The organism is Ancylomarina longa (assembly GCF_003996985.1).
GTDB lineage: Bacteria > Bacteroidota > Bacteroidia > Bacteroidales > Marinifilaceae > Ancylomarina_A > Ancylomarina_A longa.
Window position 1 is genome coordinate 1 of the sequence record NZ_RJJX01000022.1, and the last position, 24,176, is coordinate 24,176.

Sequence of the window (24,176 nt, forward strand, 5' to 3'; positions counted from 1 at the left end):
TACTTAACTGAGGTGTTTTGTTCTGTTTTCCAACCATATCTGCAAGCTTTTTAACTAAGATACACATTTGCTTGCAAATTTAGATATACAATAAAAATGTTTACTGATTGGTTATCAATACTATGATATGTTTTTAAGGTTTGACTAAATAATGTTCATCAAGTGGAATGCTATAATGATTTCTATTTTAGGAGAGTCACTATTCCGTACGGAATGGTGACTCTCCTAAGCTGTTTTTGTGATTCCTATGCATGATTATTCCTAAATGCGGAATAATGAATTCAGCTTTAATCAGAATTAAAATGGATGCAAAGAAGATTGATCCTTGTATTTTCAATTGGTATTCTATTCTGAGATGCTTATGATTCAGCAATTATTCTTTAGTAATAACTTTTAAAATCAATCAAACTGAATTGCTTTAGATGGTTTGATTCTCGTAATTAGATAGGAAGGAAATAATAACATAGAAACTGTAGCCAGTAAACTTCCTATATTCAGCAGTAGAATAGGAATAAGTCTTAGATTAATTGGAACTGTGTCGACGTAATAACTGGTCGGATCAAGGGGAATTAACTTGAAGTGATATTGGATAAGGCAAATTGCAATGCCTATGAGATTTCCCCAAAACATTCCTTTTCCGATTAATATAGCAGATTGATATAAAAAGATCTTGCGAATAGACCAGTTTGGCGTACCTAAAGCTTTTAATATTCCAATTGTACGTGTTTTCTCTAAGATAATAATCAACAGACCTGATATCATATTAAAACCTGCAACCAATATCATTAATCCTAAAATTATCCAAACATTAATATCTAACATTCCTAACCAACTGAATATTTGTGGATATTTTTTTGAAATACTTCGAACTTTTAAAGTTGATCCATCTTTTGAGAAAGAACTGGCAGTGATTGCTTTTACATTGGCTTCTATATCATTTAAATTATCAAAATCATTGATGAATATTTCATAACCGCTTACTTGGCTTTCTGTCCAATTATTTAATTTTTGGATATGGCGGATATCACAGAAAAGGTAAAGCTTGTCAAATTCATCCATGCCGGTTTTGTAAATTCCGGAGATCTTAAATCTTCTCATTCTTGGGGGCTGTTGTATAAAATAAACGGATAATTTATCCCCGACCTTTAATTTTAAAAGTTTAGAAAGCTTTTGGGAAATCAGTATATCATTACTTTTTATACTATCTGTTAGATGAAATATTTTTCCGTCAATCAGGTGTTTTTCGAGAAATTGCCAATCGTATTTTAAGCCAATTCCATTTAGTACAATTCCTTGTATCTCCGACTTTGTTTTTAGAATGCCTGGTTTGGTAGCAAAGGTTTGAATGTGAGAAATTCCCTGAATTTGGGCTATTTGCTTTTTAGGAATTTGATTTTTATTAATTGGTTGAGTTTCAAATGAAGAATTGTTATCGTAATTCGTAATTTGAATATGAGCTCCAAAGCCTGTAATCTTATTTGTAATCTCTGATTTAAATCCGGTTACTATAGCAACAGATAATATCATAATACAAAGACCGAGTGCAATACTAATTTGGGCGATACTAATTATAGGAGACGATATTTTTTTTTCACCACTTGATTTACCGGAAATTTTTTTTGCTATAAATAATTCGAAATTCAAATTGATCTTTTTTAGTGAGATTAACACAAAAGTAGTAATTTCAGGTTTATTAAAGAGTAAATTTATGAAAATGAGTCTGTGGATAAAATATTCTGTGCTGAATATCTGCTTTATATTAATCTTTGAATTGCTTGCTTGTGGTCAGCAAAAAAAGCAAGCTGTTATTTGTGGAGCCGACAATACCTTAGAATATATTAAATCTTTAGAGAATAAAAATGTTGCTGTTGTAGCAAATCAAGCATCACGAATTGGCAATGAGCATTTGGTTGACTTTTTATTAGGTAGGGGAATTCTTATTAAAAAATTTTTTAGTCCCGAACATGGTTTTCGTGGTGATGCGGATGCCGGTGAAAAATTCAAGAACTATAAAGATAAGAAGACAGGATTGCCAATTGTGTCCTTATACGGGAAACATTACAAGCCATCAGTCACAGATATCAAAGGAATTGATGTTATCGTGTTTGATTTGCAAGATGTAGGAGTCCGTTTTTATACTTACATTTCAACTCTGCATTATGTGATGGAGATCTGTGCGGAGGAAAATATCCCATTAATAGTACTCGACCGACCCAACCCAAATGCATATTATATTGATGGGCCTGTATTGGAAAAAAGATACCGCTCTTTTGTAGGCATGCATCCCGTTCCGGTTGTTTATGGGATGACGATTGGAGAATATGCCAAGATGATTAACGGAGAAGGATGGTTAAGAAGTGGCATTCATTGCTCGCTGACCGTGATTCCATGTATAAACTGGAGTAGGGATTCAATTTATTCTCTTCCTGTAAAGCCATCGCCAAATTTGCCAAACTCGCTAGCTGTTGCCCTATATCCATCTCTTTGCTTTTTCGAAGGTACTGTGGTGAGCGTAGGAAGAGGTACAGATTTTCCATTTCAATGCTATGGTCATCCATTAATGAAAAAGGGAGATTTTAGCTATCAACCAAGAAGTATTTCTGGTGTAAGTAAATATCCAAAATTTGAAAAGCAGAAATGCTATGGAAAGGATTTGAGGAGTATTAACTTAAAACACTTACGAAAAAGGAAGGAAATCAATATAACTTATCTAATTGATGCCTATCGACATTTGGGTGACAAAACGAAATTTTTTAATGCTTTCTTTAAAAATTTGGCAGGTACGGAAAAATTGAGAGAGCAGATTGAATCTGGTTTATCCGAAGAAGGAATAAGAAAGAATTGGCAAAAGGATATTCAAGCTTTTAAAAATATTAGAAAGAAATATTTGATTTATCCCGATTACACAGATTGAAACTCTATAGGATTTTACAGCGAAATAGAAGGATTGAAGTTTAATTTATGGAATACCTGAATGATAAAAGAGCGCCATTAATTTAGAACTTCGCGGATTATTAGGTAAATTTAATGGTGTCAACAAAAAATTATTAAAATGGCTTTTACCTTAAAAATTGGCGATCATGCACCACAATTCGATTTGATTGCAACAGATGGAATTAGATATAAATTAACAGATTTTAATTCTTCAAAATTATTGGTTGTATTTTTCACCTGTAACCATTGTCCTTATGTGATAGGATCAGATGAAAATACACGTTCAATAGCAGATACCTATATTCCCAATGGGGTTGAATTTGTAGGAATCAATTCTAATTCTGCGAATACCTATGAAGAAGATGATTATAATCATATGGTTAGAAGAATGGAGGAGAATGATTTTCCCTGGGTATATTTGCATGACGAATCACAGCAGGTGGCAATGAGTTATGGTGCGCTTCGTACTCCTCATTTTTATTTGTTTAACAAGGAAAGAAAATTGATTTATACAGGAAGAGCTGTTGATAATCCAAGGAATACATCTAAAGCAAAAACACGTGATCTGGAAAGGGCTATTGATGAATATCTATCTGGTAAAAGCATTTCGGTACCACTTACGAACCCAATTGGGTGTAATGTAAAATGGGAGGGTAAGGAAAAACATTGGATGCCAGCCGATGCATGCGATTTGGTATAAACCTTGCTAATTACTATTTCTAAATTTATTGTTGCTTCAAAAATTTTGGCATTCGTTTCGGATTACTGAGATTGGTTTTCTGTTGGAATTTTGCAATCTTTACCAATTGATATGAAGGATATTGAAAGGATAAAAGAATTTAACAAAGGCAATAGAATTGCTTTTAATCTATTATTCAAAGAAAATTATTCCAATATCTGTTCTTTTGCTTCCCATTTTTTATCTGATAATGCCCAAATTGAGGATTTTGTTCAAGAAGCCTTTGTAAAGCTGTGGGAGAAAAGGGCATCATTTGATCACATTGGTGCTGTGAAAAGCTTTCTACATATTGTAGTTCGTAATAAATGTCTTAACCATATTCGTGATAATAAATACACCTATCTTCTCGATAAAAAAGATTATGAGAAAATAATTTCAGAAGACTTTTTTCTCGAAAAAGTTATTGAAGAAGAGTATTATTCTAAATTAAATCAGTTTATTCAAACCTTACCTCCTAAAACACAGCAAGTTCTTCGGTTATCGATGCAAGGACTAACGCAGCGCGAAATAGCGGACGAACTCGGTATCGAAATCAGTACCGTTAAAAGCCATAAGAAGCTTGCCTATAGATCTATAAGAAATGGTTTCGAGGTGTTGGTGGTAGCTCTGCTTTTAGGTTGATTTACCAATTTTTGGAACATCTTATCCTGTCAAATTTCTTTAATATTGAATCTGAAAATCATTTTTTTCTAAAAAAGATGAAATTTCACTCCCCCCTTAGGCATCAATCTGTGTTATATATATAGTAATAGGAAAAAAATGAGAAATCTTAACAAGCAATATAGGATAGGAGAATTAATCTTCAAAGATAAAACGGGGGATTTAAGCATTGAGGAGGAGTTAGAGCTTAATGTTTGGTTAGAAGAGAATAGTAATAACCAGTTGTTGTTGGATAAATTGAGACAAGAAGAAAATATTGATTCCGGGATAAAACTACTCAAACGATTTCGTTCTAAACCTGCCTTGCAAAAAGTGAATCGTGAAATAGATTCAAGAAAATCAAGACGAATACTAATTGGACTTTTGAAGTATGCAGCCATTATAGTATTGCCAATAATTGCCTTTTGGGCTGTAAATGATTACCTTGGGGATACGAATAGAAAATATGCTACGCAAATTGAACCGGGAAGCTCAAAGGCAATGTTAATGCTCTCGGATGGCTCAAGTGTTGAATTAGGAGTAAAGAAAGAACAATCAATTCATCTGGATTCCAAAGTCATGGCTGAAAATAGAGGCAATCAACTAATTTATAAGACGTCTTATTCTGCTCAAGATACGGCTCAATTCAAAGTGGAGTCATTCAATACATTGGTAGTACCGAAACAGGGCGAATATAATATGAGCCTTAGTGATGGAACCAGAATATGGATGAATTCTTCTTCCTCATTACGTTATCCGATACAATTTCTTAAAAATGAACGAAAAGTTTATCTTACTGGAGAGGCTTATTTCGAAGTAGCAAGAAATCCTCAAAAACCTTTTGTTGTTGTGCTGCAGGATGGACTACAAGTTAAAGTTCTAGGCACGAAATTCAATGTGATGTCTTATAACAATGAATCCAATGTTGAAACAACTCTATTAGAAGGAAAAGTTGAGATGACAACATCTAACAAAAATGGAGAATCCGAAAAGAACATTCTACTGTCAAATCAACAACTATCATTCAATAAAGCACAAAAAACAAGTAATATTAAAAAAGTAGATGCTTCTATTTATGCAGCATGGAAAGATGGCGTTTTCATTTTCAAAGATGAAGATTTATTAAGTATTATGCGAAAATTAGACAGATGGTATGGCTGTATGGCTATGTTTGAGAATACTGACCTTCAGAATTTAAAATTCACCGGTGAAATTAAAAAATATGATGATTTTGATTCTGTTATTAAAATCCTGGAATTAACAGGTGATTTTTCTTTCAGTCAAAAAGGGAATGTTGTGTATGTGAGAAAAGCAGTTAAATAAAAAACCGGAAAATGCACCAACATTTCCCGGTCATTAATCAAGATACCTGCTATGATTTGCACTCATGCAGGTAAATAATTAATTATTAATCTAACAGTTTAAAACTATGAAAAAATCATGGAGTAATGAAACCTTTCATTGGGGAAGGTGGAAAAAAATTCTACTTACAATGAAGTTGACATGGGTTATCGTCTTGTTAAGTGTATTTCAGCTTTCTGCAAAAGTTAATGCACAGGATGTCCGAATGGATTTAAACTTTGAAGATGCTTCTTTATCCAATGTGTTTAACGAAGTACATGAAGTTAGTGGTTATAACTTTGTTTATAACTCCGAAGAAATTAATAGCAAAGAAAATGTGAGTATTCACGTGAATGATGCTAGTCTAACGGAAGTTATGGATGAGTGTGTTAAGGGAAGAGACCTTAATTATAAGATTGTTGATAAAACAGTGGTGCTTTCTACAGCTTCCGATGTTAAGACTGAAGGAAATGCTGTTCAGCAACAAACAATGATTAAAGGCTCTGTTAAGGACAAGTCTGGTGTGCCATTGCCTGGCGTATCTGTCATTGTAAAAGGAACAACAATTGGTGTTACAACTGATATTGACGGTAATTACACGCTTGATGTTCCCGGATCTGGACAGATTCTTGTATTTTCTTTTGTGGGAATGAAGTCTCAGGAAATCAAATTAGATGGGAAAATTGTTGTGGATGTTGTTTTACAGGATGCAACTATTGGACTAGGTGAAATCGTAGCAATTGGTTACGGTTACCAAAGAAAAGAAGATGCGACTGGTGCAACCAATCGTCTTACTCAGGATAATATGAATAAGGGTGTTGCTTCTGACCCTTTGGCAATGATGCAAGGACGTGTTTCTGGTGTGAACATTACAAATAATAATGGTGAACCGGGAGGAGGAGTATCTGTAAGAATTCGCGGATCCAACTCTATTCGATCCGGACAAACTCCATTATATGTTATTGATGGAATTCCTTTGGATAATGCCGATATAACTCCGAATGGAGGAACTGCTGCTGGTATTAACCAATCTGGTAATAAAAATCCAATTAGTTTCTTAAATCCTGATGATATCGAGTCTATTGATATTTTGAAAGATGCTTCATCAACAGCAATTTATGGTGCAAGAGGTGCTAATGGTGTGGTTATTATTACTACAAGAAGAGGTAAAAAAGGAATGGCTAAATTATCCTACAATGGATATGTGGGTGTGTCTTCAATTAGAGAAAAATTGGATCTTTTAACTCCAAGTGAATTTCGTGCTTATAAAAAAGCTGATGGAACTTCATTACTGGATTTAGGTGCAAGTAATGATTGGCAGGATGAAATTTACCGTACAGGAATCACACATAATCATAACTTGTCTTATGGTGGTGGAAATGAGAATACCACTTTCCGTGCTTCTCTTGGATATCTTGATCAGGAAGGTATCGTGAAGACTACTGGAATGGAAAAGATTAATGGTAAGATAAAAGTTTCTCAAAAAGCTTTCAATGGTAAATTGAAGATTAACGGTAGCTTGATAGCTTCTCATGTTGAAGACTTCCGTGCTCCTATTTCTGAGACTGGTGGTTTCGAAGGAGACTTGCTTCTTACTGCATTAAAATTGAATCCAACCTATCCTATCTATAATCCGGATGGATCCTACTATCAGCATGATAAAGATCAGCGTAACCCGGTAGCAATGCTTAATTTGGTTAACGACATTACCAAAACCGATCGCGTATTAGCCAATATGTCTGCAGAATACGAAATTATTAAAAACTTGAAGTATAAGATTAATTTAGGTGTGGATCAAACTAATGCCGAAAGAAGAGTTAATCAGGATAAAGAATTGAGTTATTTAGTAAATGACGGCGAGGCTGATATCAATAATATTACAGCAACAAACCAGTTGATGGAAAATTATCTAACCTATATGGTAGATTTAAACGAGGATAATCATTTTAATTTCCTATTGGGACATTCTTACCAGAGATTTAACGTTAGTGGTCACAGTACCAATGTAAACGGTTTTCTTGTTGATGATGTTAAATATACCAATAATCTTCAGTATGGTAATTTCTCATCTGCAAATGTTGATTCCTATGCAATTGAGAATGAATTGCAATCTTTCTTTGGTAGAATAAATTACACTTTTCGTGATAAATATTTATTTACTTTCACCGGTAGAGCAGACGGTTCTTCAAAATTTGGAGAGTCTAAAAAATATGGATTTTTCCCTTCTGCTGCTTTTGCATGGAAAGCTTCTGATGAAGAATTTTTCAAAAATATTGATGCCTTGAGTAATTTGAAATTCAGATTGGGCTGGGGTATAACTGGTAATCAGGAAATACCTAATAAGATTTCTTTACTTGCTGTAGGTACTACTCCTTCTGCAAATGGATATTCTAATGGAACCTTAACTCCAGGAATTACCTTCTTAAGAACTCCAAATCCTGATATTCAATGGGAAACAACTTATCAAACTAACTTTGGTGTTGATTTCGGATTTTTCAACAATCGCTTAAGTGGATCAATTGATCTTTACAACAAGAAAACCAAGGATGTTTTGTTAGAGGTTCCTGCTAAGGCTCCTGCTGCAGCACAAACTCAATGGCAGAATGTTCCAAATCTTGAAATTATTAATAAAGGTTTTGAATTGGGTCTTAACGGTTTGCTTGTTGAAACTAAGGATTTATCCTGGAATTTAGGAATCAACTTCGCATATGTAGATAATAATGTGAAAAATCTACCAGTAAAATTGATAGAAACAGGTAATGCAAGTGGACAAGGTTTGTCTGGTACTCGTGTTCAAATTATCACTAATAACCAACCTATTGGAACTTTCTATGGATTGGTTTATCAAGGTCTCGATCAAAATGGAATTAGCACTTATAAGACAGATGCTGACGGAAATCAAGTAAAGGAAAACCTTGGTTCAGCTTTACCAGACTTTACCTATAGTTTCACCTCTGGTTTGACCTATAAGAATTTCGATTTTAGTATGTTCTGGTATGGATCTCATGGTAATAAGGTGTATAACAATACTGCTAATGCACTTTTTGTAAAAGGTGCTCTGGAGAAGGGAAGTAATGTTATTAAAAGCGTTTCTACTTCCAACGAAGATCCTGGAAACTCAAATGCATATTCATCTCGATTTATTGAAGATGCTTCTTTCTTGAGATTATCTAATGTAACAATTGGCTATACTTTTAATGCCAAGAAAATTAGTTGGTTGGAAAAAGCCAGAATTTATATTACTGGTGACAATCTGCTTCTTTTTACTGATTATTCAGGTTATGATCCTGAAGTAAGTAGTGATGCTGGTGAGAATGGAGTTCCTTCTTTGGGAATGGACTTTACATCTTATCCTAAAGCACGGACCTTTACTTTCGGAGTGAATCTTCAATTTTAATTACTAATAAAATCGAATGAAAATGAAACGATATAAATATATTTTATACCTAGCCGTTTTTAGTTTAATTAGTACATCATCATGTACTGATTTGAAAGAAAACGTGCTTGATGAGCAGCTGGGTGGTGATTTAGTTAATAACCCAGATAATATTGAATCCTTAATTAATCCTCCTTATGCCAGTTTGCGTAGAACTATTGAGTGGTACGATTACTGGGCACTTCAAGAGGTTTCTACGGATGAAGTTATTATTCCTACACGTGGAACAGACTGGTATGATAATGGTGCTTGGCAAGAATTACATCTCCAATCATGGAATTCAGATCACATTAGATTGAAAAATGTTTGGGATGCTCTAAATCAGGGAGTTTCTCGCTCAAATACTGCAATTCACTACATTGGTCAATTCGACCAAACTGCAACAACAGAATTAGATATTAATGAAGCTCGTTTTTTACGTGCTTATTATATGTATTTAATTGACGATTTGTTTGGCCAGGTTCCCTACCGTGATGCCGATGAACTTGATTTTTCTACTTCTCCAACAGTTATGAATCGGAAAGAAGCTACTGATTTTATTATCTCAGAAGTAAAAGCTGTTCTTCCAAATCTTAAAGAGAAAGGTGAAGTTGGATCAGACCGTGTAACTAAAGGAGCAGCTCAGGCATTGTTAGCTAAACTTTATTTGAATTATGAAGTTTATACTGGTGAACCTAAGTGGACTGAAACCATTCAGTATTGCGATGATCTTATTAATTCGGGTATTTATGCTGTCACAAATGATTATTGGGAAATGTTCCAAAAGTTTGTGGAAGATAATGACGAGTTTATTTTACGTGTTCCTATGGATGATAATGTGGATATGGGTAGTGGTAGTGTATGGGCTAATTTTACCCTTCATTACAGTCAAACTGTCGGGAATCTCACTAGTTTATGGAATGGTCCTTCCACTACTAAAACATTCTTCGATACATGGGATAAAGTAAATGACGGAAGATTTTATGATGACAGAAATATTGGTGAACTGGGATTTAACCAAGGTTTTATGTCAGGACAACAATATGGCATAACAGGGGAAGCTCTTGAGCAAAGAAATGGAGATCCTTTAATTTTTGTACCGGAAGTGAATTTACAGAGTTCTCCGGAAAATGCAGGAATTCGTGTAAATAAGTTTGCTCCAAACCCAGATACCGAACGTCAGTTTTCTTCTCCTAATGATGTGCCAATTATGCGTATTTCAGATATCTATTTAATTCGTGCAGAAGCAAAACTTCGTAATGGAGATGCTGCTGGCGCATTAGCTGATGTAAACTATATTCGCGCAAGAAGAAGTGCTGCTGGTAAAACGCTTCCACTATTATCATCAATCACTTTGGATGATATTTTGAAAGAACGTGGTTATGAGTTGTATTGGGAAGGTTTAAGACGCCAGGATTTAGTGCGTTTTGGTAAGTTTACCGAAGCATGGCAGGAAAAACCAGTTACCGATGCCGCAAAAGAATTATTCCCATTGCCAACTTCAGCTGTGGATGTAAATGAAAATTTAACACAAAATCCTTCTTACTAGATAGGAATTAGTTAGTTGATAATCCGGGCTATGCTGCCTTAAGCATAGCCCGGTATTATTTGTTCTTCTGTACTTCGGAATTTAAATTATTAATTTCCTAATTCTTACTCTAACATTTAGAGAATCAACTGCACCAATTGAGATTCGCTGAATCTTAAGAATAACTCAAAAGGAGATAATCCTCCAACAACCATAAAACAAACCAGAATAAAGAATTTATATGATGAAAACAAGTATATTTTTATCCATGCTGTTCATGTTGTGCAGCAATTTGCTGATGGGAAATGGATATAAAAATTCCGGCTGGCATATTTATACAGAATCAAAGGAGAATTATAATGGTGTTACCTTAGCCAATGGTCGTATTGGTATAGTCACTGATCAAAAGATCTTTAATACGAAAGAAATTGTAATCAATGGTGTATATGATAAGGAATTTGAAGGTGGAGTAAGTCAAATGCTGCAAGGTATAATCTTCACCAATTTAGAACTTCACATAGATGGTGAAAAAGTTACCAACGAAAATATTAGTAATTGGAGTCAGGATCTGAATATGAAAGAAGCGAGTATTACCACTTCTTTTAGCTTTAAAAACAAAGCCAATATTAATTATACCATACTAGCGATGCGAAACCTACCTTATGCTGCTATGGTAATCCTTAATGTTGAACCTTTGAAAGATATTAAGTTAGAAGTTTTCAATCATATGGGAATTCCCGAAGAACTGAAAGAAGCTAAAACCAACTTTAATATTTTAAAAGATGGCGAAATTGAAATGCCCATTTTTCAAACAACAGCCAAAAGCAGATTTAAAAAACATGAGCTTGCTGCTTCCAATGTATTCTTGTTTGATGATGAAAAACCAGAATATAAGGTCTACAACATGTCGGGGAATCGTCCTATGATTGGCTTTTCCAAAATCCTGAAAAAGCAGAATAAATTTCGTTGTGCCTTAGTAGGAGCAGAATGTACCAGTGGAGATTTTAATGATCCCAAGAGCGAATCGGAGAGATTTGCTATTTATGCCTTGAGACAAAACATTGATGATTTACTGAATCAGCACAAAAAATTATGGGCAAAAATATGGGAAAACGATATTATCATTGAGGGGGATATGGAATCCCAGCGCGACGTGAGAATGGCATTGTATTCTCTGTTTTCCTTCTCTAGAAAAAATACACGCTTAAGCATTTCTCCAATGGGACTATCTTCTCATAAGGGATATAATGGACACATTTTCTGGGATTCGGAGATTTGGATGTATCCTCCATTATTAGCTTTCGATCAGGATATTGCTAAAACCTTATTGGATTATCGCTTTGATAGATTAGAAAAAGCAAAGGAGAAAGCTGCAAACTATGGATTCAAAGGAGCTATGTTTCCCTGGGAATCGGATGATACTGGCGAAGAGGCTACTCCAACCTGGGCATTGACAGGAACCTTTGAGCAACACATTACCGCAGATGTAGGCATAGCTTTCTGGAATTATTTTCTTACAACCGGAGATAAAACATGGCTTAAATTAACTGGTTTCCCCGTTTTAAAAGAAGTAGCCGACTTTTGGATTAGCAGGGTAAGAGAAAATGAAGATGGAACTTTCAGTATTATCAATGTGGTGGGTGCCGATGAATTTGCTCCAAATGTAGATGATAATGCATTTACCAATGGTTCGGTGAAAGTGGTTCTGAAGTATGCTACAAAGGCTGCACAAGAGCTGGAAATAGTACCTAATGAACAATGGATGAAGGTTTCCGATAATATTAAATTTCATTATTTCGCCAATGGAGTAATGAAAGAACATGCAAATTATAAGGGAGAAATTATCAAGCAGGCTGATGTGAATTTACTCACCTATCCATTGGCAATAACAACTAAGGAAGATTTGGTTCGGAAGGAATTGAATTATTACGAACCGAAGATATCTAAAGAATGCCCTGCAATGGCTCATGCTGTTCTATCTGTTATTAATGCACGGCTTGGATACGCTAAGGAAGCATTTCGATTATTTAAACAAGGTTATGTGCCAAATAGAAGACCTCCTTTTGGAGTTTTGTCTGAATCTGCCAATAGCAATAATCCCTATTTTGCCACAGGAGCAGGAGGGATGTTGCAAGCTGTATTGTTCGGATTCGGAGGATTGCGAATTACAGAAAATGGTATAGTACAAGAAAATCCATGTCTTCCCAAGGAATGGAAAAAGCTCACCATCAAAGGAATTGGTATAAACAATGAGATTTTTGTGGTGGAATAAGCCACTTAAATAAGTTCCATAGTAGAACAAGAGGCGCCAAAATCGTATGGCGCCTCTTCTTTATAGTTTGTTGATCTGTTTTTGATCAATGCGAAATCTTTTTTATCGTGTTCTGCCAGGATAAACTTTCAAGGCTTCGGCAAGCGCTACCATCGCTTTGGCAAGATCTTCCTTTTTTAATACATAGGCGATACGAACTTCATTTTTTCCCAATCCCTTGGTGGCATAAAATCCGGTAGCCGGAGCAACCATTACCGTTTGGTTGTTGTATTCAAAATCTTCCAAAATCCACTGAGCAAATTTATCTGCATCATCAATAGGAAGTTTTACTACGGTGTAAAATGCTCCTTTTGGAGTGGGACAATAAACGCCATCCATTTCATTTAAAGCTGCTACTACAAAATCACGGCGGGCAATATATTCATTGTAAACTTCTTCGAAATATTCTTTAGGAGTTTCCAAAGATGCTTCGGCAGCAATCTGTCCAAAAGCTGGAGGACATAGTCGGGCTTGGGCAAATTTCAAAGCTGTTTTTATTACCTCTTTATTTTTGGTAATCAAAGCTCCAATACGAACACCACATTCGCTGTATCGTTTCGATACGGAATCCATCATGATAACATGCTGGTCCATGCCTTCTAAATTCATCGCTGAGAAATGCTCTTCTCCTCCATAACAGAATTCACGGTAAACTTCATCCGAAAACAGGAATAAATCATGCTTCAGAATCAATTCCCGCAATTGGTTTAATTCTTCTTTAGAATACAAATAACCAGTTGGGTTGTTTGGATTACAAATGACAACTGCCTTAGTCTTTGGTCCTATCAATTTCTCAAATTCCTCAATTGCTGGTAAAGCAAAGTCGTTTTCAATGCTCGAAGTTACAGGTACAACATTTACTCCGGCAGCCACAGCAAAACCATTGTAGTTTGCGTAAAAGGGTTCCGGAATGATAACTTCATCACCAGGATTCAAACAAGTCATCAATGCAAAGGTGATGGCTTCCGATCCTCCTGTTGTGATAAGCATTTCCTCCTCATTTACATCAATCCCGATGTTCTGATACATCTTCGCTAATTTTTTTCGGTAGGAAATATTACCTGCAGAATGACTGTATTCTATTACTTTTTCCTGACAATTACGAATGGCTTCCATTGCAACCTCAGGAGTTTTGATATCAGGTTGACCAATATTTAAATGATATACCGTTCTGCCTTTTGCTTTAGCAACTTCTGCATAGGGAACCAATTTACGAATAGGCGATTCCGGCATTAATCTTCCTTTATCTGATAATTGTGGCATTTGTTAGTTGTTTAAGATGTTATTTCAATTGTAATTATTTTTTCTGTACAGCAATAATTCTCATGTTTTTCAGGAGGAGGTTTCCTGTATTTATTATAGGCTTTAACATCCTCCGTATTGGCATTACTATAGCGCCAAAAATAGATAAAATTCGATCTAAAAAAAATGATTTTAAGTGCTTTTCTATCTCGATCTAAGAAACTGACATCTAGAGGTAAAGCTCTGGTTTGAAAAAAGAAGAAATATATACTCAGATCATCTTATTATTGCCTTTAGGTCAAATTTCCATTTTCCCGAATTGCTTTCGGGTAGATTGTTGTGTTTCAGTGGGGATTAATCGATCAGAATTTCTTAATTTTGAGCCAAATTTTTTGTGCGTACCAATTGCCTTGCTTTCTTATTTACTGATGAAATTCGGAATCGGATGGAGTAAAAGTGCTATGATCTGCAAGACAATTAACTTTCTAGCATACTTTTTTATTACTAAAATATAGTGAAACACATGGAAATCCCAACAAAGTACAACCCTGTTGAATCTGAGGATAAATGGTATAAGTATTGGATGGATAAAGGATTCTTCCACTCGGTACCAGACGAGAGAGAGCCGTATACTATTGTGATACCTCCACCAAATGTTACCGGAGTATTACATATGGGGCATATGCTGAACAATACCATACAAGATGTATTGGTTCGCAGAGCCAGATTGCAGGGTAAGAATGTCTGTTGGGTGCCGGGAACCGACCACGCTTCTATTGCTACCGAAGCAAAAGTGGTGAATAAGTTGAAGCAGGAAGGTATTGCTAAAACGGATATCACTCGCGAGGAATTCATGAAACATGCCTGGGAGTGGAAAGAAAAGCATGGCGGAATCATCCTCGAGCAATTAAAGAAATTAGGAGCTTCCTGCGATTGGGAACGTACCTCTTTTACCATGGACGAGTCTTTGTACGAATCGGTAATTGATGTATTTATCGATTTATATAAAAAGGATAAGATTTACCGTGGTGTTCGCATGGTGAACTGGGATCCTGCTGCACAAACTGCTGTTTCCGATGAAGAGGTAATTTATAAGGAGCTGCAATCGAAGCTTTACTATTTAAGATATAAAATTGAAGGATCGGATGATGAGTATGTAACTATTGCAACTACTCGTCCCGAAACAATTTTGGGCGACTCTGCTGTTTGTGTCAATCCAAAAGATGAGCGTTTTACCCATTTAAAAGGCAAGCGTTGTATTGTGCCCTTGGTAAATCGTTCTATTCCTATTATTCAGGATGAATATGTGGATATGGAATTTGGTACAGGTGCGCTGAAGATTACTCCGGCTCACGATATCCATGACTACGAGATTGGCGATAAGCACAATCTGGAAACTATCGATATCTTTAATGATAACGGTACGATGAGCGAAGCTGCCCAATTGTATATTGGTAAGGATCGTTTCGAAGTGCGCGACCTTATTGTTCCCGATTTAGAGCAGGCCGGTAATTTGGTGAAGATTGAAGATTACGTGAATAAGGTTGGTTTTTCGGAAAGAACCGATGCTGTAATCGAGCCGAAACTGAGCATGCAGTGGTTCATGAAAATGAAAGAATTGGCTGCTCCTGCCTTGGAGCATGTAATGAATGATGAAATTCAATTGCATCCTGCAAAATTCAAGAATACTTACCGTCACTGGATGGAGAATGTGAAGGATTGGTGTATCTCCCGTCAGTTATGGTGGGGACAACGTATTCCTGTTTTCTATTTGCCCGAAGGCGGATATGTAGTTGCTAAAACTGTGGCAGAAGCTGTTGTTGAAGCAAAAGCAAAAACCGGAAAAGAATACAAGGCGGAAGACTTACGTCAGGAGGAAGATGTTTTGGATACCTGGTTCTCTTCCTGGTTGTGGCCTATTTCCGTATTCGATGGTATTCGTAATCCGGAAAACGAAGAAATTAAATACTATTATCCAAGCAACGATTTGGTTTCGGGTCCTGATATTCTGTTTTTCTGGATTGCTCGTATGGTAATGTCGGGATATGAGTACAGAGGCGAAAAGCCATTTAGCAATGTGTACTTGACTGGTATTGTTCGCGATGCACAGCGCAGAAAAATGTCTAAATCATTGGGTAATTCACCCGATCCTTTAGATTTGATTGCCAAGTACGGAGCAGATGGCGTTCGTGTGGGTATGTTGCTTTGTTCTCCTGCCGGTGGCGATCTTTTATTCGATGAAGGTTTGCCAGAGCAAGGTCGTAACTTCACCACTAAAATCTGGAATGCATTCCGATTGGTTAAAGGTTGGGAAGTGGCAGATATCGATCAGCCGGAAGCAGCGCGTTTGGCAACGGAAGTTTTCCATGCTCGCCTGAACAGCACCATGGAGCAGTTAGAGGAGCAGTTCAAACAATATCGTATCAGCGAAGCATTGATGACGGTTTATACTTTATTCCGTGATGAGTTCTCCTCCTGGTATCTGGAGATGGTGAAACCTGCCTATCAGCAGCCAATCGATAAGAAAACTTTTGAGGCTACTGTAGGTTTGTTCGAAAAACTGATGCAGTTGTTGCACCCTTTCATGCCTTTCTTAACCGAGGAAATCTGGCATTTGCTTGCCGATCGTAAGGAGGAGGAAAGTATCATGATTTCGGTGATGCCTAAGCCTGAAGCTTACGATGCTGCTTTGCTTGAGAAATTCGAGCAGGTAAAAGAGGTGATTGTTGCAGTTCGTAATATCCGTAAGCAGAAAAATATCGCATTTAAAGATGCTTTGGCGATGAATTATCGTTTGAAAGATGATAATTACGATACGGCTTTCGATTCGGTTATCGCAAAAATGTGTAACCTGAACGAGATTTCTGTTGCCAACGGCGAAATGAGCGGTGCCATGTCCTTTATCGTGAAGGCTGTGGAATACTTTATTCCGCTTGGCGATTTGGTTGATGTTGAGGAAGAGTTGAAGAAGATGGAGGAGGAGTTGAAATATACCAAAGGCTTCCTGATCTCTGTTCAGAAAAAAATGAGCAACGAACGCTTTGTAAACAACGCTCCTGCCAAAGTAGTTGAAATGGAGAAAAAGAAAATGGCCGATGCCGAAGCTAAAATTAAAGTTTTGGAAGATCGCATTGCCAGTATGAAATAGAAAACGCCGATGATCGCAGATGATATGAATGCCGTTCCTTTTTGGGGCGGCATTTTTTTTACATGCTTATTCAAATTTAAAAGTCTTAAGAATTCTTAATTTATGGTTTTTGTGCTTGGTAAAAATTCTATAAGTTTGTAGGCTGTTTTCTAAATTACTAAAAGTTCAAATTCATACCGATAAATCTGTGAATAAACTAATTCATAAATACAGCTGGCTGTTGATTATAAGCGTAGTTTTACTAACGGTTCTATCATTTAGTCAATATTCTAAGTTACACATCAACCCAAGTTTTAACGATTATATACCGAAAGAGGTTGGAAACAGAGCCAATCTGAAAAAGCTCGACAGTATTTTTGGGGGCAACGAAAAACTCCTACTCATTATGAATAGCGATATGCCAATAGTGAACCCCGAGAGTTTTAACAGATTGAAAGCTTTAACGGATGATCTTAAAAATCAGGAAGGCATAGAGCGATGTATGTCTCTGCTCGATGTGGTAGATATTAAATTGGTTGATGGATTTACCGAGTTTCAGCCGATAATTGATGAGGTACCGGAAGAAGATGCGGAAAGAACAGCCTTGGAAAAGAGGATCTTGGGCAATAAAATGGGAGAGCGTTTCCTTTCGGCCGATTCAAAATCCATGGCGATTATTCTTACCAAATCAGCCGATGTTGAGGATAATGTGCTTATCCCCGAAATCGAGCAGGTCATTCAGAATCATCCCGGAAGAGATAAAATTTATGTTGGGGGCTTATCGTATGTTCGCTACTCTATCAAATCCTATATCAAAAAAGATTTGATGGTGCTTTTGCCAGGAGCATTAATTCTGATGCTTTTGATGCTCTATTTTGCATTTAGGGAGTGGAAAGGCGTACTTTTGCCATTTTTAGTTGTGATTTTGTCTATAATCATATCCTTTGGCTTAATGGCAATACTAGGTTGGGAGATTTCGCTGATTACCATCCTATTACCTATTATGCTTATTGCTATCGCTAATGATTACAGTATTCATCTCATCAATTTGTACCAAGAGAAATGCGAAAGGGGTACACATCGGAATATGAAATTAATTGCTGTAGAAATTTATTGGGAGTTACGAAAACCTATTTTTATTACTGCACTTACCACCATTGGTGGGATATTAGGATTGCTATCGCACAAAATGCCGCCTGCAGCCCAGTTGGGTGTTTTGGCTGCGGCAGGTATCGCTTTGGCTCTTCTAATGAGTCTGTTTTTGGTTCCTGTGTTGCTGAGCTTTTACAAATTTCCCAGTCAAAAGCGATTGGGTAAAGTTCAGAAAAAATTCTTCATGTCGAATTTGCTACAGTCATTCGCACATTGGGTAAATGTTTATCCCAAAAGGGTAATTCTTAGTTTTGTAGGAGTTGGTTTGATAAGTGTTGTTGGACTATTTTTCTTAAAAGTAGATACCAATGTAGAGAGTTATTTCATTGGGAAATCGGATATTAAAAAGGGAATCGATTTGGTAAATAATCAGTTTGGAGGATCGCAGTATGTTTCCATCTTGTTTCGTGGAGATGTGTTGTCGCCCGAGTTATTATCGCGAATCGATGCTTATACTAATCAGATAAAATCTGTTCCCAAAATAGGACATATTATATCGCCAAGCATATTTTTTAAAGAAATGAGCAAAGGCATGTACAAGCCTGATGAGGCAGCTTATAACGCTTTGCCGGCTTCCGAAGATGAGGCAATTCAGTACCTTGAGTTGCTTGCTATGAGTGGCGAAGATGGACAAGTGTCGCAGCTGATCGATTACAATTACCAGAATACTAGAATTTTAGTGAGCATGAAGGATGGAAGTAATCGAAGTATGAAATCCATACTCTCTGCCCTCAAGAAAATCACGGCCGGCGATCCGAATTTGGTTTGCATTGCCGGTTCGGGATTATCTAAAATTCAAATTGCCGATATGGTTATTCAAGGGCAAATTAAATCGTTAATTATGGCTTTGCTTATTATCTTTGTATTGCTTGCGCTGATATTTAAATCAGTAATGGCAGGAATTAAAGGCAGTATTCCATTGGTATTGTCGTGCTTGTTTTTGTTTGGACTGATGGGATTTTTACACATTCCGCTGGATATTGTTACGGCGATGTTATCTTCAATCATGATTGGTGTGGGTGTAGATTATACCATACATTTTTTATGGAGATATAAAGTTGAATATCAGGATAGTGGAAATCGTAATTTGGCAATTGAAAATACTTTGAAAACTGCCGGAAGAGGAATTGTTTTCAATGCTTTTTCGGTGATTGTGGGTTTCTCCATTCTGATTTTTTCAAGTTTTGCGCCATTACGATTTTTTGGCGTGCTGGTTGTGGTATCCATTTTTGCCTGTCTGATTTGTGCCTTGTTGCTGATTCCGGCAATCATTCAGTCTACCCGACCTCGTTTTTTGGAGTCGGACAAATAAAAAGTAAATCTCCATGTCTGGATAAAAGGCATGTCGGTATAAATTGAAATGAATTTGAGTTGGAAACGACTCACAGATTCAGGATGAAAATTCAGATAGAGTTCTATCTGGTAAATACAAGAAAATGATTAAACACGTGAAAAAGATATTATTCCTAATGGCATTAGTGTTTTGTTTTGGATCGCTTATGGCCAAAGAAAATGAAGGAGCCAAGGAGTTGTTCGAGCAATCGAAACAAAAATTAAGCTTTCAGAATGTGCATCTGTTGCTCGATTTACAGACTTTTGATGCCAAAGGAAACAGTAAAAGCAAGTCCTTATCGGTTGCATTTGCCAAGATTAATCAGGAGAAAAAGGTGATGGTTGAGATTTTGGCACCCGAAAAAGTAAAGGGAACCAAAATTCTGACTACCCGATATGTTGATAAAAAGGGCATTATCGAGATTTACATGCCGGCAAGTGGAAAGATTCAGAAATTTCGTGCCAGTAATCGAAATTTGAAGATTATGGGAAGTGAGATTCCAATTGCGCAGTTCGATCCCGGAGCCGAAGAGGATTACAGCTTTACCCTTTTATCCAATAAGGAGATTGATGGTGTTTTGTGCTACTGTATTAAGGTGGAAAAAACCGACGAAAAATATTTCCGTCTTGTTTATGTTTCGACTAACAAAAAAGAGCTGTTGCGGGTAGAAAAATTTGATGTAAAAGAAAGGATGGTAAGTGTTACCAATATGATTGATTATATGGATGTGGCGAACAGTAATGGGAAAATATATCCAAAGTACATAGAGGTAAGGAATTTACGAACTGGGAAAAGTTCGAATATGGAGGTTCGAAAAGTGGAATATTTTAACAAAGCAGATCCCAACAAGTTTCAATTACAAAGAAAAGATTCTTAACTATAAAATAATCAATTTGCGGCCTTTTGCCAGCCGTAAACATTTAATTTGTATGATTTTTCATTCATCGGTAGAGACTTTTTATTTTTTATTACCTTTGGCGGGTTTCATTGTTGGTTTGTTTGGAACCATGCTCGGAGGGGGGGGTGGTTTTTTCTTTCTACCCTTGCTAACTCTGGTCTTCGGGGTTCCTGCTCAAACAGCTGTCATTACGTCCTTGGTTGCTACTTTGCCAATAGCATTGGTGGGTACAAGCGGACATTATCAGAAAGGAAATGTGAATACCCGCATGGGAATGGTTTTTTCTGTTGCCGGAATTATAGGCGCTATTTTGGGTGCCACTCTGTCTAGTTCGGTTAGTGCCGAACAATTAAAAGTAAGTTTTGGAATATATTCCATTCTTATTGCGGCGAATATGCTGATTGGAAGTATTCGAAATCGGAATATAGATAAAGACACGATTAATGAAAATAAAAGAATAGGACTGCAGGAAAGACTTAAAGCTTCGGTTTTTGGCTTATCAGCAGGAATGATAACAGGGAGTTTTGGTACAAGTGGAACTGCACCTATTTTGGCTGGTTTGTTCAGTATGAAACTTTCGGTGAAAAAAGTGGTAGGCACTTCGCTTTTGGTGGTGCTAATTAATACCTTGGTTGCTGTTGGAGCTCATTTCTTTATTGGAAAAATCGATTTGACTCTCGTGGCTTTTTTAAGTTCGGGATCGGTACTTGGTGCATTTTTAGGTCCAGTGCTTTTGGCGAAAACAAAAATTGGAAAATCGGAAAGTAAAATAAAATATATTTATGCCCTTGTAATTGTAGGAATTGGAGTTGCTATGATTCTTGGCTAACTTAAATTGTATGGTTCAGATTATTTATTCTATAATACTTAGCTATTTTGTTTTGGGCGGTATTGGTTTTTATTTGATCAACCGCAAGCGTGAGTGGGAAATCGCAAAAAAGAGTTATACCAAGTTTGTATCCTATTTTTTTATCATTCATATCCTTTTTTTTAGTATTGTTCTAAAACCAGAATTGTTCAGATTTTTATCGGGAGCAATTATTTTTATATCCACCATTGAACTGATTAAACTTCGAAAGTTCAATGAATTTAAACAAAATGGTTTTTTCGTTGTATCTATTGTGTTGTTTGCAATAGCCGCAAGCGGTTTTTTGGTGTTTAGTACACTACAATGGGAAAACATCCTTTTCGTTTTTCTAATCCTTTCCATATTCGATAGTTTTAGTCAGATTAGTGGACAACTGTTTGGGAAAAGAAAAATAGTACCCAATATTAGCCCCAATAAAACACTGGGTGGATTAGTGGGAGGTACTCTTTTTGCAGTATCAAGCTCTTTTTTGTTGGGCGATTTATATCAAGGGAAAAGTTTACACACTGTTTTGTTAGCATTTGGAGTTGTTGTCTTTGCCTTTTTAGGAGATTTGGCTGCGTCTTATTATAAAAGAAGATACAATGTGAAAGATTTTAGCAATTGGATTCCCGGACATGGTGGGTTTCTCGACCGTTTCGATAGTCTGATTGCTGGTGGAGCCTGGAGTGCTTTCTATATCTATTTATTGAGCTAATTAACTGTTTGAAAATGAATAATATTATTGTACTATCGTTTGTCTATTTGGTTGGTATTGTCTTGCTGTTGGCCTTTAACGAATTGAATTACCGAAGATTTAAAATTAAGGGAGAATTTACCCGAAAATTTGCCCATTTTGCTGCAACACTGGCAACCGTGCCATTTCCTTATATATTCCCATCGCATTGGTATATTTTGGTTTTGGCCTTGCTCTTTTTCGCGGTGCTTTTTATTACACAATATAGTAAGCAGCTAAAATCGATTCACGATATCGATAGAAAATCGATAGGAAGTTATTTACTCCCATTATCTATATATCTAACTTTTTTAATATCTTGCGAGCTCAATAGCAAAATTCTGTATATTCTTCCCATGTTGATTTTGGCTATTTGTGATCCAATGGCTGCTATTTTGGGAATGAATATTGAAAAATTTAATGGTAGGATAAATCTGTTTGGATATAAATTTAATAAGACATGGCTTGGGTCGGGAGCATTCCTTCTTACAAGTTTTGTTATCAGTATAATAGCACTTTATTTTAATAGGGAATTGTTCGATTTAAAAACATTTTGGCTTGCTTTTTCGATAGCATTGATTAGTACTTTGGCTGAATTAATAAGTTGGAGAGGATCTGATAATTTAACTATACCTTTGAGTGTGGTGTTAATCCTAGTGCTGTTTTTGTAGCATAATATTAACACAGAATAAATTAATCTATAAATTACACGTCCTCTTAATAAAGAGGACGTAAACAATACAAGAATATGAAGAGAATTATCATTAATGGGGCTAATGGATATGTTGCTTCTAATTTTATTCATGAATTGCTCAATCGGAACTATGAGGTTATTGCTTTGGTAAGAGAAAGCAAAAAGTGTTCTTCTACGGAAAGAATGCAAACTGTTCTGTCTGATGTCCATGATGGTGAATTTATAATGCCTGAAAATTTTAAAGTGTATACATATTCTTTGCTTGATGATAATTTTGGATTATCTGAAGAAGTGCTTAAAGAACTATTTTCTTGCGATGTGGATTATTATCATTTCGCTGCTAGTTTAAAATATGATTATAAATCTAAAGAAGAGATTTTTGAAACAAACATTAAAGGTGTTGAGAATTCTGTCAATATTTTCACTAAATATTCAAATGAAGCTTCGCGATTCTTATTTATCAGTACCGCATATTCTTGTGGAAAAATAAAAGGTATTTTTAAAGAAGAATTTTACGAAAGAGAGGATATTTCGAAATTCCGAAACTATTACGAACAATCGAAACGATTTGCTGAAAATTTGTTGAAAGAAAAGATGGAGGAAAATGATCTTGATCTCCATGTTATAAGATTATCTCAGGTTGTAGGAAATAACAAATCCGGAGTAACTAAAACAGATTATGGTATTTTTGATTTTGCTAAAAGAGTTCAAAGTTTAGCTTACCGAAATCCAAATTTGACTGCAAGGGTTAAGGTTAATCCTGAAGCAACGCAAAACCTGATTCCTATTGACACAGTAGTAAGTTATCTTATGCGCACTGTTGAAATTCAGGAAATACCTATAATTATGAATTTCATTGCTAAGAACTCAGTAAAGAATATTCATATTATTAATAGTTTATGTAAATTATTACCTGTTAATCTAATTCCTACAAAATCGATTAAAAAGGTAGACATGAGTGCTGTAGAGAGAATTATATCCATTGGAATGTCCTTCACTGGAAGTTATGTGGAAACAAATCTACAATTCGATACTAAAAATTTAGATAAATTGGTTTTGGCTTGTAGTTGTTATGAGACCAATGAGCATGCAATTTACAAAATGCTTAAATATTTTCTGGATGATCTTGATGATAAAAAAGGTAATAGCCTTTATACTCGTGCTTGTTAATAGATTGGGATCCTAAAGATTAAGTATTCCTAATTGTTAAACTTCATTTTGTTTTTAATCACCGGTAAAG

The 24,176-nt window shown here is 35.9% G+C and carries 16 protein-coding genes; 14 read left to right on the top strand and 2 right to left on the bottom strand.

The window, feature by feature from the left end:
• Window positions 1-399: 399 nt before the first annotated feature.
• Window positions 400-1,644, bottom strand: a complete 1,245-nt coding sequence (locus tag DLK05_RS13230) for an ABC transporter permease (RefSeq protein WP_127344485.1) — start codon at window positions 1,642-1,644, stop codon at window positions 400-402.
• Window positions 1,645-1,708: 64 nt separating this feature from the next.
• Here DLK05_RS13230 and DLK05_RS13235 point away from each other — a divergent pair, with 64 nt between their 5' ends.
• The 7 genes from DLK05_RS13235 (at window position 1,709) to DLK05_RS13265 (ending at window position 12,868) form a co-directional block, all read left to right on the top strand.
• On the top strand, window positions 1,709-2,914 hold the full coding sequence (locus DLK05_RS13235; protein WP_127344486.1) for an exo-beta-N-acetylmuramidase NamZ family protein: 1,206 nt from the start codon (window positions 1,709-1,711) through the stop codon (window positions 2,912-2,914).
• A gap of 138 nt (window positions 2,915-3,052) precedes the next feature.
• Window positions 3,053-3,634, top strand: coding sequence for a thioredoxin family protein (locus DLK05_RS13240; RefSeq protein WP_127344487.1), 582 nt, complete (start codon window positions 3,053-3,055; stop codon window positions 3,632-3,634).
• A 111-nt stretch (window positions 3,635-3,745) separates the two neighbouring features.
• Window positions 3,746-4,294: an RNA polymerase sigma factor gene (locus tag DLK05_RS13245; RefSeq protein ID WP_127344488.1), complete on the top strand. Its 549-nt coding sequence runs from the start codon at window positions 3,746-3,748 to the stop codon at window positions 4,292-4,294.
• Window positions 4,295-4,432: 138 nt separating this feature from the next.
• Window positions 4,433-5,635: a FecR family protein gene (locus DLK05_RS13250; protein ID WP_127344489.1), complete on the top strand. Its 1,203-nt coding sequence runs from the start codon at window positions 4,433-4,435 to the stop codon at window positions 5,633-5,635.
• Window positions 5,636-5,741: 106 nt separating this feature from the next.
• On the top strand, window positions 5,742-9,050 hold the full coding sequence (locus DLK05_RS13255) for a TonB-dependent receptor (protein ID WP_127344490.1): 3,309 nt from the start codon (window positions 5,742-5,744) through the stop codon (window positions 9,048-9,050).
• A gap of 22 nt (window positions 9,051-9,072) precedes the next feature.
• Window positions 9,073-10,617 carry a RagB/SusD family nutrient uptake outer membrane protein gene (locus tag DLK05_RS13260; protein WP_235832005.1) on the top strand — a complete coding sequence of 515 codons (1,545 nt, stop codon included), beginning with the start codon at window positions 9,073-9,075 and terminating at the stop codon, window positions 10,615-10,617.
• Window positions 10,618-10,840: 223 nt separating this feature from the next.
• Entirely contained in the window at window positions 10,841-12,868 is a 2,028-nt protein-coding gene (locus tag DLK05_RS13265) for a kojibiose hydrolase (RefSeq protein ID WP_127344492.1), read from the top strand.
• 102 nt (window positions 12,869-12,970) lie between these two features.
• Here the strand turns inward: DLK05_RS13265 and DLK05_RS13270 are convergent, their stop codons facing one another.
• Window positions 12,971-14,170 carry a pyridoxal phosphate-dependent aminotransferase gene (locus tag DLK05_RS13270; RefSeq protein WP_127344493.1) on the bottom strand — a complete coding sequence of 400 codons (1,200 nt, stop codon included), beginning with the start codon at window positions 14,168-14,170 and terminating at the stop codon, window positions 12,971-12,973.
• A 502-nt stretch (window positions 14,171-14,672) separates the two neighbouring features.
• On the opposite strand from DLK05_RS13270, the gene DLK05_RS13275 reads away from it, so the two are divergent.
• From DLK05_RS13275 to DLK05_RS13305, 7 genes are all read left to right on the top strand, one after another.
• Window positions 14,673-17,297, top strand: coding sequence for a valine--tRNA ligase (locus DLK05_RS13275; RefSeq protein ID WP_127344494.1), 2,625 nt, complete (start codon window positions 14,673-14,675; stop codon window positions 17,295-17,297).
• 187 nt (window positions 17,298-17,484) lie between these two features.
• On the top strand, window positions 17,485-19,740 hold the full coding sequence (locus DLK05_RS13280; protein ID WP_235832006.1) for an efflux RND transporter permease subunit: 2,256 nt from the start codon (window positions 17,485-17,487) through the stop codon (window positions 19,738-19,740).
• A gap of 136 nt (window positions 19,741-19,876) precedes the next feature.
• Entirely contained in the window at window positions 19,877-20,638 is a 762-nt protein-coding gene (locus DLK05_RS13285) for an outer membrane lipoprotein-sorting protein (RefSeq protein ID WP_209319879.1), read from the top strand.
• 52 nt (window positions 20,639-20,690) lie between these two features.
• Window positions 20,691-21,488, top strand: a complete 798-nt coding sequence (locus DLK05_RS13290; RefSeq protein ID WP_127344496.1) for a sulfite exporter TauE/SafE family protein — start codon at window positions 20,691-20,693, stop codon at window positions 21,486-21,488.
• A 10-nt stretch (window positions 21,489-21,498) separates the two neighbouring features.
• Complete coding sequence (locus DLK05_RS13295) at window positions 21,499-22,224, top strand: phosphatidate cytidylyltransferase (RefSeq protein WP_127344497.1); 726 nt, start codon at window positions 21,499-21,501, stop codon at window positions 22,222-22,224.
• A 14-nt stretch (window positions 22,225-22,238) separates the two neighbouring features.
• Window positions 22,239-22,913, top strand: a complete 675-nt coding sequence (locus tag DLK05_RS13300; RefSeq protein ID WP_127344498.1) for a diacylglycerol/polyprenol kinase family protein — start codon at window positions 22,239-22,241, stop codon at window positions 22,911-22,913.
• Between the two features lie 77 nt (window positions 22,914-22,990).
• On the top strand, window positions 22,991-24,106 hold the full coding sequence (locus DLK05_RS13305; protein WP_127344499.1) for an SDR family oxidoreductase: 1,116 nt from the start codon (window positions 22,991-22,993) through the stop codon (window positions 24,104-24,106).
• The last annotated feature ends 70 nt before the right edge of the window (window positions 24,107-24,176 follow it).